At 56.6% G+C, this 13,377-nt stretch carries 10 protein-coding genes; 6 read left to right on the plus strand and 4 right to left on the minus strand.

Annotated features, from left to right (window positions below; genetic code table 11):
* Nucleotides 1-74: 74 nt before the first annotated feature.
* The 4 genes from metG to R3F64_RS02480 all read right to left on the minus strand — a co-directional run bounded on the left by metG (nt 75) and on the right by R3F64_RS02480 (nt 4,755).
* The gene (gene metG / locus R3F64_RS02465) at nt 75-2,111 is read right to left on the minus strand and encodes a methionine--tRNA ligase (protein ID WP_085919555.1); all 2,037 of its coding nucleotides are present in this window, start codon (nt 2,109-2,111) and stop codon (nt 75-77) included.
* Nucleotides 2,112-2,177: 66 nt separating this feature from the next.
* The gene (locus tag R3F64_RS02470) at nt 2,178-2,459 is read right to left on the minus strand and encodes a hypothetical protein (RefSeq protein ID WP_085919556.1); all 282 of its coding nucleotides are present in this window, start codon (nt 2,457-2,459) and stop codon (nt 2,178-2,180) included.
* Between the two features lie 98 nt (nt 2,460-2,557).
* A complete protein-coding gene (locus R3F64_RS02475; RefSeq protein WP_268901366.1) occupies nt 2,558-3,739 on the minus strand; it encodes a 1-acyl-sn-glycerol-3-phosphate acyltransferase in 1,182 nt (393 codons plus the stop codon).
* Nucleotides 3,740-3,810: 71 nt separating this feature from the next.
* Nucleotides 3,811-4,755, minus strand: a complete 945-nt coding sequence (locus R3F64_RS02480) for a recombination-associated protein RdgC (protein ID WP_268901365.1) — start codon at nt 4,753-4,755, stop codon at nt 3,811-3,813.
* Between the two features lie 179 nt (nt 4,756-4,934).
* On the opposite strand from R3F64_RS02480, the gene R3F64_RS02485 reads away from it, so the two are divergent.
* The 6 genes from R3F64_RS02485 (at nt 4,935) to cmk (ending at nt 13,368) form a co-directional block, all read left to right on the plus strand.
* Complete coding sequence (locus R3F64_RS02485) at nt 4,935-5,372, plus strand: acyl-CoA thioesterase (protein WP_085919559.1); 438 nt, start codon at nt 4,935-4,937, stop codon at nt 5,370-5,372.
* Between the two features lie 153 nt (nt 5,373-5,525).
* A complete protein-coding gene (gene gyrA / locus R3F64_RS02490; RefSeq protein WP_332609570.1) occupies nt 5,526-8,219 on the plus strand; it encodes a DNA gyrase subunit A in 2,694 nt (897 codons plus the stop codon).
* Nucleotides 8,203-9,306, plus strand: a complete 1,104-nt coding sequence (gene serC / locus R3F64_RS02495; protein ID WP_085919561.1) for a 3-phosphoserine/phosphohydroxythreonine transaminase — start codon at nt 8,203-8,205, stop codon at nt 9,304-9,306. Before gyrA ends, serC begins: the two co-directional genes overlap by 17 nt.
* A 5-nt stretch (nt 9,307-9,311) precedes the next feature.
* Complete coding sequence (pheA, locus tag R3F64_RS02500) at nt 9,312-10,403, plus strand: prephenate dehydratase (protein WP_085919562.1); 1,092 nt, start codon at nt 9,312-9,314, stop codon at nt 10,401-10,403.
* 17 nt (nt 10,404-10,420) lie between these two features.
* Nucleotides 10,421-12,682: a bifunctional prephenate dehydrogenase/3-phosphoshikimate 1-carboxyvinyltransferase gene (locus R3F64_RS02505; protein WP_332609573.1), complete on the plus strand. Its 2,262-nt coding sequence runs from the start codon at nt 10,421-10,423 to the stop codon at nt 12,680-12,682.
* Entirely contained in the window at nt 12,679-13,368 is a 690-nt protein-coding gene (gene cmk, locus R3F64_RS02510) for a (d)CMP kinase (RefSeq protein WP_332609576.1), read from the plus strand. The genes R3F64_RS02505 and cmk overlap by 4 nt, the downstream gene beginning before the upstream one ends.
* Nucleotides 13,369-13,377: the final 9 nt, after the last annotated feature.

The following is a 13,377-nucleotide window of genomic DNA, read 5'->3' on the forward strand; positions in this document are numbered from 1 at the left end:
TGGGTACTAAATAAGCGCTTATAAAAAAGGGGCGAAGGCTGGGTGCCTTGCCCCTTTTACTGCCGGATACCTAGTTAGGTGACACGCTGACCCGGTTCCGCACCAGAGTCCGGCGAGAGAAGATAAATGCCGTCTTGGTTAGCCGATGCCAGTACCATTCCTTCCGACACACCAAAGCGCATTTTGCGCGGCGCGAGGTTGGCGACCATGACGGTTAAACGGCCTTCCAGTGCTTCCGGGGCATAAGCGGAGCGGATACCCGAAAAGACATTACGGGTTTCGCCGCCCAGGTCGAGCGTTAGTTGAAGCAGTTTGTCCGCGCCCTCGACGTATTGCGCCCTGGCGATACGCGCGATGCGCAGGTCAACCTTGGCAAACTCATCGAAACTGATTTCTGCCGCGATGGGGTCGTCTGTCAAGGGGCCCTTGGGGGTTTCCTTAAGCTTTTGCTCTTCCACGATATCCTCCTTTGAGGCATCGATCATGGCGTCAATCTTGTCGCGCTCGATGCGCTGCATGAGGGGTTTGAATTTGTTGATGTCATGGTCGACAAGCACCTCTTGACGGCTCTCCCAGTCCAGCGACTCCACATTCAGGAAGACTCTTGCCTGGTCAGCCATGCCGGGGACTACCGGTGCAAGGTAAACCATCAGTTGGCGGAACAGGTTAATGCCCACCGAGCAGATGTCGAGCACTTCGTCATCCCGGCCTTCCTGCTTGGCGAGCACCCAAGGCTCTTTTTCAGCAATATAGGTATTGGCCTCGTCGGCCAGCTCCATGACGTGGCGCATCGCGCGGCTAAATTCGCGCGCTTCAAAGTCCTGGGCAATGCTGTCGCCAGCAGCGATGAACCGGGCGACCATCTGTGGCTCGCTGCAATGGGCGGATAAGCGACCGCCGCCAAGCTTTTTGACAAAGCCGGCGCAACGGCTGGCAATGTTGACGACTTTGCCGACCAGATCCGCATTCACCCGGGCGGCAAAATCGTCAAGGTTGAGGTCAAGGTCATCGACCTTGGACGTCAACTTGGCGGCAAAGTAGTAGCGCAGGTATTCAGGGTTCAGGTAGTCGGCGTAGGTGGCTGCCTTGATAAAGGTACCCCGCGACTTCGACATCTTGGCGCCGTCCACGGTGACAAAACCGTGGCAGTTAACGGCGGTTGGCGTTCGAAGGTCTGCCCCCTCGAGCATCGCCGGCCAGAAAAGCGCGTGAAAATACACAATATCCTTGCCGATAAAGTGATAGATCTCGGCATCCGAGTCTTTTTCCCAGTAGCTGTCGAAGTCAATGCCCTCTCGCTCGCAGAGGTTCTTGAAGCTCGCCAGATAACCGATCGGCGCGTCCAGCCAGACGTAAAAGTATTTGCCGGGGGCATCGGGGATTTCAAAACCGAAATAGGGGGCGTCTCGGGAGATGTCCCACTCGTTAAAGCCCGACTCAAACCACTCCATCAGCTTGTTGCGAATCTGCGGCTGTACATGGCCATCGTTTATCCAGCGCTGCAGGAAATCAGCAAAGTCCGGCAACTTGAAGAAGTAGTGCGTGGAGCTGCGGACTTCGGGCGTGGCCCCTGAAATCGCCGAGACCGGATTTATCAACTCGGCTGGCGTATAAGTAGCGCCACATTTTTCGCAGTTATCGCCGTACTGATCGTCCGCACCGCATTTTGGGCAAGTGCCTTTGATGAACCGGTCAGCGAGAAATAATCCCTTGTGCGGGTCGAACATTTGTTCAATTTCCCGCGTGGCGATATGGCCCTTGTCGCGTAAGCGCTGGTAGATCAGCTCGCTGTAATAGCGGTTTTCGTCGGAATGGGTTGAGTGATAATTGTCAAAGGCAACCCCGAAGCGCGCAAAGTCGGCTTGGTGATCGCGTGAAACCCGGTCGATTAATGCCTCAGGGGAAATACCTTCCTGCTCGGCGCGCAGCATGATGGCGGTGCCGTGTGCGTCGTCGGCACATACGTAGTGGCACTGCTGACCACGGCTTTTCTGAAAGCGCACCCAAATATCGGTTTGGATATATTCAAGCAAGTGGCCCAGGTGGATAGCGCCGTTAGCGTAAGGCAGCGCGCTGGTAACCAATATGCGGCGCGAGGAGGTAGTTGACATGATGAACGAAGATCCCGGTCAGGCATTAACAAAAAGATAAAACGGTGAGGCGGCTCAAGTAACTGACTAGTAGAGCGCCTGTTCCTCTTGAACCACTTCACGCAATAGCTCTAAAAACAATTTATCCGCCTCAGAGTGCTCGGTTGGGTCTTCAGGGATATGCACGCTAGTGGTATCAGATATTTGGTTGGCAATACGCGCCATGACGGCGGGGCTGTTGCCCTCGGCCAATTCTTCTCGGGCAATGGTCAGCGACTGCTCAAGAATTTTGGGGTCTTGCAGCAGCTTGCGAATAAAGCCGCGGAGCTCATTGATGATACGGGTTTTCTGGATTTCTGAAGCGGACATGGGGTTCTCCTTCATATCGCGACGAGCATGGCGTCAAGCGAGGCCACTAAATACCTCGACAATAGCATTTTTTCTGCCAACGAGCATGGCGTGTAACCTCAGTGGGTTAAACGCCCCGCCTTGTGTTTAACCGGGTTGGCGTATTGTGCCAGCCAGTAAGGCCGCAGCGGTTCCGGCACGTTTGCCAGTCGCGCATTGAAACGCTCTCTGTCTTCACGGGTAATGGTGCGACGGGCCACCAGTTCAGGGGCATCCCCAAGGGCTTCCAGCGCCAGATAATGGCTGGGAAAAAGTCGGTAACCGCCAATCACCTGTCGGTCAATTTCAGCGGCGACTTCATCGGGGGTGGCCATATCGGCCCCCACGGGCGTGCCGAATCGTAGTTGAACACGGCCCTTGGTGCCGGTGATGCCAGCCACAATAGATTGAATGTCTTCGAATTCGCTTTTCGCGTAATGGCCCTTCGTGTCGATATCGTGAAGTTCCTGGGCTTTTTGCAGGTCGCAAGGATCATATTCGTAACTGATCGAGACGGGCACAAGCTTAAGCTCGGCAATGGCATCGCCAAATTGAGCGTCGCGATTGCTGAGGCGACTCGCAATGGTCAGCATCTTGATGATGGCAGGGTCGGTCCGGTCAATCCCGTTTTTGGCTCGACCTTCCCGCTGAGCCATCCAGATCGAGTGTTGATCCTCGGTAATCGAATGGCGGATATAGGACGAAAGTTTCTGGTATGCGGCCAGCATGGCGCGCTTGCCACGTGCACTGCGAGGGACGATGAAACTTTTGTTGAGCCGCATGAGATCGGTGACGTAGGGCTTTTTCAATAAATTGTCACCAATCGCAATACGCACCGTGTCCCGATCAGCCTGGTAGAGAGCGTAGTTGACGAAAGCCGGGTCCAGCGAAATATCCCGGTGATTACCGATAAATAAATAGGCGCTATCAGGATCCAGTTTGTCCAGCCCGGCAACCTCGAATGCATCGGTTGTGGTGCGGATCATGCGCACCATATAGCTGGCAATGCGCATCTGGAATTCACGCACGCTGGCGACGCCCTTGACTTCCCGGCGCACCGCTTGACTGGCAATGGCACGTGCCAGCGGGGGTGCCCAGCGAGCCAGGCGGGGCAGCCGGAAGCGGGTAAGCGCATTTAGCAACTCGTTATCCCGCGAAAGCTTGGCAAGCACGTCAGCCACTTCATGATCCATGTAAGGGCGGACATCCGCCCAGGGGTCTGATGGCATCGAGGCGGTCGAAGCGTTATTGTGATGTGTCATGCGATCCGTAAGATTTCTTCAATAAAATCAAATGTATGAGCGATAGTCGTTGACCTTTGGGCGCGACCTGATCAAGCCGGTGAAGGTTCTCGCTGTACTGGTTCTTGCTGTACTTCCCCGCCAAGCCATTCCATCAAGCGGACGATGTCGTCAGACAGGGCATTCGCCATGAGAATAAAGTCGGTCTCAAGCCGTGCGAGCGCATCGTCGCCATCATCAGCTTGGTCAGCTTCTTCAATCAGGGCATCACCGAAGCGTAGCGACTTGAGCGCCAGGTCATCGTGTAATACCAAGCTTAGGCGACCTTCGATGTGAATGGCGAGTTTACTGGCTTGTCGCCCACTCTCGAGAAGTTGCTGGATTTCGTCGCTATCCAGGTCGACTTGTCGGGCACGCAGTACGCCATCGTCGCCTTTGGCCTTCAGTTCTACCTGGTCGCCCAGTTGAAGGTCAGCGGGTCGACTGGCGGGGTCGCCAAGCCAGGTCGTCATTGCCCGCATGGGCAGCGTCTGGGAGGCGAGCGGGGTAACGCTCAAGGTGCCCAGGGATTCGCGCAGCAGGTCGAGAATATCTTCCGCCCGGGTCCGCGAACTGGCATTAACACCGATTAGCTGGCGTCGAGTATCCCACCAAACATCAATTTTCTGACTGCGTACAAAAGCGCGAGGTAACAGCTCTTCGGTGACTTGCTCCTTGAGAGCGGTTTTTTCCTTGCGGGTCACCTTGCGGCCTTCACTTGCCTCAATGCTTGCCACCTGTTCGTCGACATCCTCTTTGACGACCGAGGCCGGCAGAAGGCGTTCCTGACGCAGCGCCGACAACAGCCGATGCCCCTGGATTTCATGCAGGCGCTGGCCGCTGCCCAGGCGCCCGGCGGGCGCTGTCCAGCCCAGGCGGCGGGCGTCGGCATTACCCAGAGGTGCTGCTGCGTGAGCATCCAGTGCTTCACTGAGCGCCTCATGACTTAGTTCAGGAGCGCTGTGTACGCGATATAAGTGCAGGTGTTTAAACCACATGTCGCCTGTCCTGTGTAAAAGGTGGCACATTATGTCGAAAGCGGCGCTGTCCTACCAGCATCGTCGCAAAGCGGTTCATTGTTGCGAGTGTTTCAAACTTGTGTTTGATTGGGGTCTCGCTGGCCAAGTCACGCCGGTCAGTCACTATCGTTATAAACCCGAACAATGGAGGAGCCCTTATGTCAGTCGAATCAGTGTCGAGCACCCAGCTACGCGTGCGTGGTTATCACCTGGATGGCTATGGCCATGTTAACAATGCCCGCTACCTGGAATTCATGGAAGAAGGGCGCTGGGCATTTTTCGATGAACATCCCGCGCTAATGAAAGAATTGCACGCCGCCGGGCGGGCGTTTGTGGTGGTGAATTTAAATATTGATTACCGAGCCGCTGCCGTTCAAGGCGATGACCTGGTGGTGGTGACGGGGATTATCGATGTCGGTGATCGAAGTGCGGTATGCCACCATCAGATTCGCCAAAAGGACGGCCGTATGGTGGCCCAGGCGGATCTTACCTTTGTATTGCTGGACGTGCAGGCCAACAAGGCGAGCCCCATTGACGGCAATGTCCGCGAGACACTCGATGCGTTAACCGTCGACAAGTCGATATTTGCTGATTGAAGCGTCTCGGCATTGCGACTGACTGCCCTTGATGCAAATGCAGTGGTATGATGGGGAATTATTTGGGCGCCGCTATGCTGTGTCTTTTCAGGCCGTATTTATAAGCGCTTTCAACTCTCGCAGTGCCAATGCAGTGCAAAGGATCTGACTTTCATGGGTGACATCGCCAGAGAAATCTTGCCCGTCAATATTGAAGACGAGCTCAAACAGTCGTACCTCGACTATGCGATGAGTGTCATTATCGGCCGCGCGCTACCTGATGTGCGTGACGGCCTGAAACCTGTTCATCGGCGTGTGCTGTTTGCCATGCATGAGCTGAACAATGACTGGAATAAACCGTACAAGAAGTCGGCGCGTGTCGTCGGCGATGTGATCGGTAAATATCACCCGCACGGTGACAGTGCGGTATACGACACCATTGTTCGCATGGCACAGCATTTCTCCATGCGCCATGTGCTGGTCGACGGTCAAGGCAATTTCGGTTCGATAGATGGCGACAATGCGGCCGCCATGCGTTACACCGAAGTGCGCATGGCACGCCTGGCCCACGAGCTACTTGCCGACCTGGAAAAAGATACCGTCGACTGGGTTGATAACTATGACGGTACCGAGCGCATCCCAGACGTTCTGCCCACCAAGGTTCCCAATCTGTTGATCAATGGGTCCTCGGGAATTGCCGTGGGGATGGCGACCAATATTCCGCCCCACAATATGCGCGAGGTGATCGACGGCTGCCTGGCGTTAATCGATGACTATACGCTCAGCGTCGATGATCTGATGCAGTATATTCCCGGGCCGGATTTCCCTACCGGTGGCATCATCAATGGGCGTGCGGGCATTCTTGATGCCTATCGTACCGGGCGAGGGCGTGTTTACGTGCGCGCCTGTCACACCATCGAGCATGATGATAAAACCGGTCGCGATCACATCATCATTACCGAGTTGCCTTATCAAGTTAATAAGGCGCGCTTGATCGAGAAGATCGCCGAGCTGGTCAAAGAGAAAAAGATCGAAGGCATCGCCGAACTGCGCGATGAGTCCGACAAGGACGGCCTGCGGGTGGTGATCGAAATCAAGCGGGGCGAGTTCGGTGAGGTCGTGGTGAATAACCTCTTCGCCCAGACGCAGCTCCAGAATGTCTTCGGTATCAACATGGTGGCGCTTGAAAACGGCCAGCCACGCACGTTGAACCTCAAGCAGATGCTTGAAGCGTTTATCCGCCACCGTCGTGAAGTCGTCACCCGTCGAACGCTGTTTGAACTGAAGAAAGCCCGTGAGCGCGGTCACATTCTGGAAGGTCTGGCGGTGGCGATTTCCAATATTGATGAAGTCATTGAACTCATCAAGGCATCGCCCAACGCGTCCGAAGCGAAAGATAAGCTGTTGGCGAATGTCTGGCAGCCAGGTCAGGTGACCAGCATGCTGGAGCGCGCCGGGGCCACTTCGTGCAAGCCTGAAGACCTTGACGAAGGCTTTGGTCTTAATCCCAGCGCGACCGAGTACCGCTTGTCGCCGGCCCAGGCTCAAGCCATCCTGGAACTGCGTCTGCATCGGTTGACCGGCCTTGAAACCGAAAAGCTGCTCGATGAGTACCTTTCCATCCTGGAAAAAATTGCCGAGCTGACCGAAATTCTTGCCTCGCCGGACCGCCTCATGGAAGTGATCCGTGAAGAGCTGCATGCCGTGCGCGATCAGTTTGGTGATGACCGTCGCACTGAAATCCAGGCCAGCCACCTTGATCTTTCGATGGAAGATTTAATTGCTGAAGAAGACATGGTGGTAACGGTCTCGCGTTCAGGCTACGCCAAGACACAGCCACTTTCCGATTATCAGGCCCAGCGCCGCGGTGGTCGCGGCAAGTCTGCCACGGCCATGAAAGACGAGGACGTGATCGAGCACCTGCTGGTGGCATCGACCCACGACACGGTGCTGCTGTTCTCCAATCGCGGCAAGGTGTACTGGCTTAAAGTCTACGAAATGCCTAACGCGAGTCGTGGCTCCCGTGGCAAGCCGCTGGTCAATATGCTGCCCCTCGAGGAAGGTGAGGCGGTCAACGCCATCTTGCCGGTGCGCGATTATGACCCTGATCATTATATCTTGTTTGCCACCGCCCAAGGGACGGTCAAGCGCACCAGCCTTGAGCAGTTCTCCCGTCCACGCAGCGTAGGCCTGATCGCGATTGACCTGGAAGAAGGTGACCGCTTGGTGGGCGCGGCGATTACGTCGGGTTCCGACCACGCCATGCTGCTGTCTTCCAACGGCAAAGCAATCCGCTTCGAGGAAGGTAATGTAAGGGCGATGGGCCGGACAGCTCGTGGCGTTCGCGGTATGCGCCTGGCAGACAAGGCGGAAGTGATCAGCTTGATCATTCCCAAGACGCAGCAGATTGATGACGGTGAAGACGATGCATCAGACAGTGCTGTCGATGGTCAATCCGACGCCGGTCATATCTATATTCTCACCGCGAGCGAGAACGGTTACGGAAAACGTACCCGTCTTGAAGCCTTCCCGCTTCGCGGTCGTGGCGGCCAGGGCGTGATTGCCATGCAGACCAGTGAGCGTAACGGTTCCCTGGTAGCGGCCATGCAGGTCTATGACAGTGACGAAATGATGCTGATCACCGACCGCGGCACGCTGGTCCGCACGCGTGTGGAAGAGGTCTCGACCACGTCGCGTAATACTCAGGGGGTCATGCTGATTCGTCTCGGTAAAGAAGAAAAGCTGGTTAAAACCGTGCGTGTCGAAGAGCCCGAAGAAGGCGATTTTGAGACGCTGGAAGAGGCGGAGACAGACGACGCCAACCATAATGACGCACAGGATGCCGGAGCCGATGACACGTCGTTATAATTTTTGTGCGGGGCCTGCCGCACTGCCTGAAGCGGTATTGGCACGGGCCCGGGATGAACTGCTCGATTACCAGGGCCGCGGCTTGTCGGTGATGGAAATGAGCCATCGCAGCGATGAGTTTGTGGCAATTGCCGAACAGGCGGAAGCCGATTTACGTGAGTTGCTGGGAGTTCCCAGTAACTACAAGGTGCTGTTTCTGCAGGGGGGCGCAAGCCTCCAGTTTGCTATGCTGCCGATGAACCTCTTGGGTCAGGGGGGGCGAGGCAACTTCATTCAAACCGGTATCTGGGGCAAGAAAGCGTTCAACGAGGCCAAGCGGCTTGGTTTTGACTGTCATGTGGCAGCAAGTAGTGAGTCGAATGGCCATACGGCGGTGCCTGCGGCAGACACATTGAAGATCAGTGACGACGCGGCTTATCTGCACTATACCTCCAATGAAACGATTGGCGGGCTGGAATTTGATTACACGCCACACGTGCAGCGTAACGATGGCACCAGCGTACCGCTGGTCTGTGATATGTCGTCCAACATCCTTTCCGGGCCGCGGGACGTCAGTCAGTTCGGGGTGATTTATGCGGGCGCGCAGAAAAACATTGGCCCGGCGGGATTGACGTTAGTGCTCGTGCGCGACGACCTGCTGGGTAACGCGCAGCCCACCATTCCCTCTTTGTTTGACTATCAGTTGCTTGCCGAGGCAGGGTCCATGGTCAACACGCCTCCGACCTATGCCTGGTATCTGGCGGGACTTGTTTTCCAGTGGTTGAAAACGGATGTCGGTGGCCTGGCGGCGATGGATGCGATTAACCAGCGCAAGGCTGAAAAACTGTATGCCGCCATTGACGCCAGCGACTTGTACAGCAATCCGATTGCACGTCATAACCGCTCTCGCATGAACGTTCCTTTTGTGCTGGAAGACGCCAGGCTTGATAACGCCTTCTTGAAAGAGGCCGATGAGGCGGGGCTCTTGAACCTGAAAGGGCACCGCAGCGTGGGTGGCATGCGCGCCAGCCTGTACAACGCCGTGCCAGAGGAAGCGGTGGACGCTTTGATTGCCTTCATGGCAGATTTCGAACAACGAAGGGGCTAATCACCATGGCCGACACGTCGATCAATCTGGACGCGCTGCGCCAGCGTATTGACCAATTGGATGATGATATTCTCCGCTTGATCAGCGAGCGGGCGGACTGCGCTCAGCAGGTCGCGCATATCAAGCTCGCCGAGGATGAGGAAGCGGTATTCTATCGGCCCGAGCGCGAAGCCCAGGTGCTACGCCGTATTATGGCGTTAAATAAAGGCCCGCTGGATGCTGAGGAAATGGCGCGCTTGTTTCGCGAGATTATGTCCGCTTGCCTGGCACTGGAAAAGCCCATCAAGGTGTCCTACCTGGGCCCGGAGGGGACCTTTACCCAGCAGGCGGCGTTGAAGCATTTCGGGGAAAGCGCGATTAGCCTGCCGATGGCCGCCATTGATGAGGTGTTCCGCGAAGTTGAAGCCGGAGCGGTCAACTATGGCGTTGTCCCGGTAGAAAACTCTACGGAAGGGGTGGTCAATCATACGCTCGACACCTTCATGGATTCCTCGATTCGCATTTGCGGTGAAGTGGTCCTGCGTATCCATCATCACTTACTGGTCAGCGAAACGACCCGGCGGGATAAAGTCTCGCGTATTTACTCCCACCCTCAATCCTTTGCCCAGTGTCGTAAGTGGCTTGATGCCCACTTTCCTCATGCGGAAAGAGTGCCGGTTGCTTCCAATGCCGAAGCCGCCAAATTGGTGAAAACCGAGTGGCACAGTGCAGCGATTGCCGGCGACATGGCCGCCAAACTCTACAATCTTGAGCGTGTCGCCGAAAAGATTGAAGACCGTCCGGATAACTCCACGCGGTTTTTGATTATCGGTAACCAGGATATTCCCATGTCGGGAGAAGATAAAACGTCGATTGTGGTGGCGATGCGCAACCAGCCGGGGGCCCTCCATGATCTGCTCGAGCCGTTCCATCGTCACCAAATCGACATGACCCGCCTGGAGACGCGTCCTTCGCGTACTGGGGTCTGGAACTATGTCTTCTTTATCGACTTTAAGGGGCATCGCGACGAGCCACGGGTCACCGCTGTGCTGGAAGAAGTCCAACTGCGAGCCGCCGAGTTGCGTGTGCTGGGTTCCTACCCCCAGGGCGTGTTGTGACGCCAGCGGGTGAGAAGATGTCCGGTGGGGCAGGTGTCGATGAGTCGCGGTTGTTGATTGTCGGGCTCGGCCTGATTGGCGGATCACTGGCCTCGGCGCTGCGTTTTGCCGGGTTTGAGGGCCAGATAGTCGGTTGCGATCCCAACCCCGATGAAATTGCCCGTGGTATCGAGATGGGCTTGATTGACAGCGGCGGCACCGAGCTTGGCGCCCAGGTGGCTGATGCGTCACTTATCGTGCTCGCCGTCCCAGTACTGGCGATGGAAACGGTAATGAAAACGCTGGCTGGCGCATTGCCCAAGGCTGCCCCTGATGTGGTGATTACCGATGTGGGCAGCACCAAGGCGGCGATTCGCGCCTGTGCCAACCGCGTTTTTGGTGGCGTGCCTGCCAATATGGTGTTGGGTCATCCAATTGCCGGCTCAGAAAAAAGTGGCGTGTCGGCAGCCAATCCCAATCTCTATCGGCATCATAAGGTGATCTTGACCCCTGAGCCGGACGTTGATGAGGCGGCCTTGGCGCGGGTTTCGGCTTTGTGGACGGCTTGCGGTGCCGATGTGCTGAAAATGAGCGTTGAGCATCACGACCATGTACTGGCGCGTACCAGCCACTTGCCGCACCTGTTGGCATTTTCGTTGGTCGACACGTTGGCGCGTCAGGATGACCGGCTGGATATTTTTCGCTACGCCGCCGGGGGATTTCGTGACTTTACCCGTATTGCGGGCAGTGACCCGGTGATGTGGCGCGATATCTTCATCGCCAATCGCCAGGCGGTACTGTCGTCGCTGGATGATTTTGAAGCGGGCCTTGCCCGATTGCGCAAGGCCGTTGAGCAAGGCGATAGCGATGCCCTGATTGCGACATTTGATCGGGCCAGCCATGCACGCCACTATTTCGATACGTTATTGAACAAAACCACTTATCAGGCGGAATATCATATGCAACCAGAAGGTAAGGTAACTTACCGGGTGCGGCCAGGCGGTCAGGCGCAGGGTCGACTGCGAGTGCCCGGTGACAAATCCATGTCACATCGCTCAATCATGCTGGGGGCACTGGCTGATGGTGTTACCGAGGTCAAAGGTTTCCTTGAGGGCGAAGACAGCCTTGCTACGCTTCAGGCGTTTCGTGAAATGGGCGTGGCCATTGAAGGGCCACACCAGGGGCGCGTCACCATCCATGGCGTAGGCATGCATGGATTAAAAGCGCCTTCTGGCCCCCTTTATGTGGGCAATTCGGGCACCGCGATGCGACTGTTTGCAGGCTTGCTGGCCGGGCAGGCATTCGACAGCGAATTGACCGGCGACGAGTCGCTGAACAAGCGTCCAATGGCCCGTGTTGCCGACCCGCTGCGCCTGATGGGGGCAACCATCGATACCGCAGAAGGTGGACGCCCCCCGCTGAATGTCAGAGGCGGCGCCGCTTTAAAAGGCATTGATTACGACATGCCTATGGCCAGTGCCCAGGTGAAATCCTGCCTGTTGCTGGCAGGCCTTTATGCTGAAGGTGAAACCCGCGTGCGTGAGCCAGCGCCTACCCGCGACCACACTGAGCGCATGCTCAACGGCTTTGGTTATCCGGTGTCCCGTGAGGGTGATACCTGTTGGCTGCAGGGTGGCGGAAAGCTGACAGCGGGGCCGATCGATGTGCCGTCGGATATTTCATCAGCGACGTTTTTCCTGGTGGCCGCGGCCATTACCCCAGGTTCCGACATAACGCTTGAGCATGTGGGCATCAACCCGACGCGTATCGGCGTGATTAATATTCTCACCCTGATGGGGGCCAACCTGGCCCTTGAAAATCAGCGTGAAGTGGGTGGCGAGCCCGTTGCGGATATTCGCATTCGTTACGCACCGCTTAGCGGTATTGAGATTCCTGTCGACCAAGTGCCATTAGCGATAGACGAATTTCCAGCCTTATTCATTGCCGCCGCCAACGCCAAGGGCACCACGCGATTACGCGGCGCCGAAGAGCTGCGCGTCAAGGAGTCTGATCGCATTCAGGCGATGGCTGATGGCCTGGCCATTCTGGGCGTCGAGCATACGGTCGTTGCTGACGGTATTGATATTACTGGTAATGGCGACGACCAAGTGGCCAGTTATGGTGGCGGGCGGATCGATAGCCTGGGTGACCACCGAATTGCAATGGCCTTCGCCATTGCTGGACTGCGGGCAAGCGACGATATCGTAATCGATGATTGCGCCAATGTGGCGACCTCCTTCCCGGATTTCGTGGACCTGGTAACCCGCGTGGGGATGACGCTATCGGTGGAGGGGGCATGACTGAAATCACCCCTGTATTGACCATTGATGGCCCCGGCGGCGCAGGTAAAGGCACGATCAGCGGGCTAATGGCCGAACGCCTGAATTGGCACCTGTTGGACAGTGGTGCCTTGTATCGGTTGACGGCGCAGGCCGCTGCCAAACATCAGGTGGCGCTTGACGACGAGGCGGCGTTGGCACAATTGGCCCAAGCATTGGATGTCGCTTTTCCGGTCGAAAATGGTCAGCCACGAACCCTGCTGGAAGGCGAGGATGTCAGCCGTACAATCCGCACCGAACAAGCTGGCGAGCGTGCTTCTCAGGTGGCGGCGCTTCCGGCTGTACGTCAGGCGCTGCTGGAGCGCCAGCGCGATTTTTGTCAGGCGCCTGGCCTGGTGGCTGATGGTCGAGACATGGGAACGATCGTTTTTCCTGACGCGTCTCTGAAGATATTTCTGACCGCCTCAGCATCGGAGCGGGCCCGCCGTCGCCATCAGCAGTTGCAGGAAGCAGGCGTGGATGCTAGTCTTTCGAGTCTTCTAAAGGAGATTCAGGCACGCGATGCACGCGATATGCATCGCGACGTGGCGCCACTCAAGCCGGCAGATGATGCCATCACGCTTGATACCACGCGCCTGAGCATACCGGAAGTGGTTGATCAGTTGACCGAGCTACTGGCCCAACAAGGCCTGGTCTCCGGAAATTGACTCTCCCTT

This window comes from Halomonas sp. 5021 (assembly GCF_036663435.1).
In the GTDB taxonomy this organism is placed as follows: Bacteria; Pseudomonadota; Gammaproteobacteria; order Pseudomonadales; family Halomonadaceae; genus Vreelandella; species Vreelandella janggokensis.

Coding starts and splice junctions, on each gene's coding strand:
- gyrA (WP_332609570.1), top strand. CDS start 5,526: ATGGGTGACATCGCCAGAGAAATCTTGCCCGTCAATATTGAAGACGAG.
- R3F64_RS02480 (WP_268901365.1), bottom strand. CDS start 4,755: ATGTGGTTTAAACACCTGCACTTATATCGCGTACACAGCGCTCCTGAA.
- R3F64_RS02470 (WP_085919556.1), bottom strand. CDS start 2,459: ATGTCCGCTTCAGAAATCCAGAAAACCCGTATCATCAATGAGCTCCGC.
- metG (WP_085919555.1), bottom strand. CDS start 2,111: ATGTCAACTACCTCCTCGCGCCGCATATTGGTTACCAGCGCGCTGCCT.
- R3F64_RS02485 (WP_085919559.1), top strand. CDS start 4,935: ATGTCAGTCGAATCAGTGTCGAGCACCCAGCTACGCGTGCGTGGTTAT.
- pheA (WP_085919562.1), top strand. CDS start 9,312: ATGGCCGACACGTCGATCAATCTGGACGCGCTGCGCCAGCGTATTGAC.
- cmk (WP_332609576.1), top strand. CDS start 12,679: ATGACTGAAATCACCCCTGTATTGACCATTGATGGCCCCGGCGGCGCA.
- serC (WP_085919561.1), top strand. CDS start 8,203: ATGACACGTCGTTATAATTTTTGTGCGGGGCCTGCCGCACTGCCTGAA.
- R3F64_RS02475 (WP_268901366.1), bottom strand. CDS start 3,739: ATGACACATCACAATAACGCTTCGACCGCCTCGATGCCATCAGACCCC.
- R3F64_RS02505 (WP_332609573.1), top strand. CDS start 10,421: ATGTCCGGTGGGGCAGGTGTCGATGAGTCGCGGTTGTTGATTGTCGGG.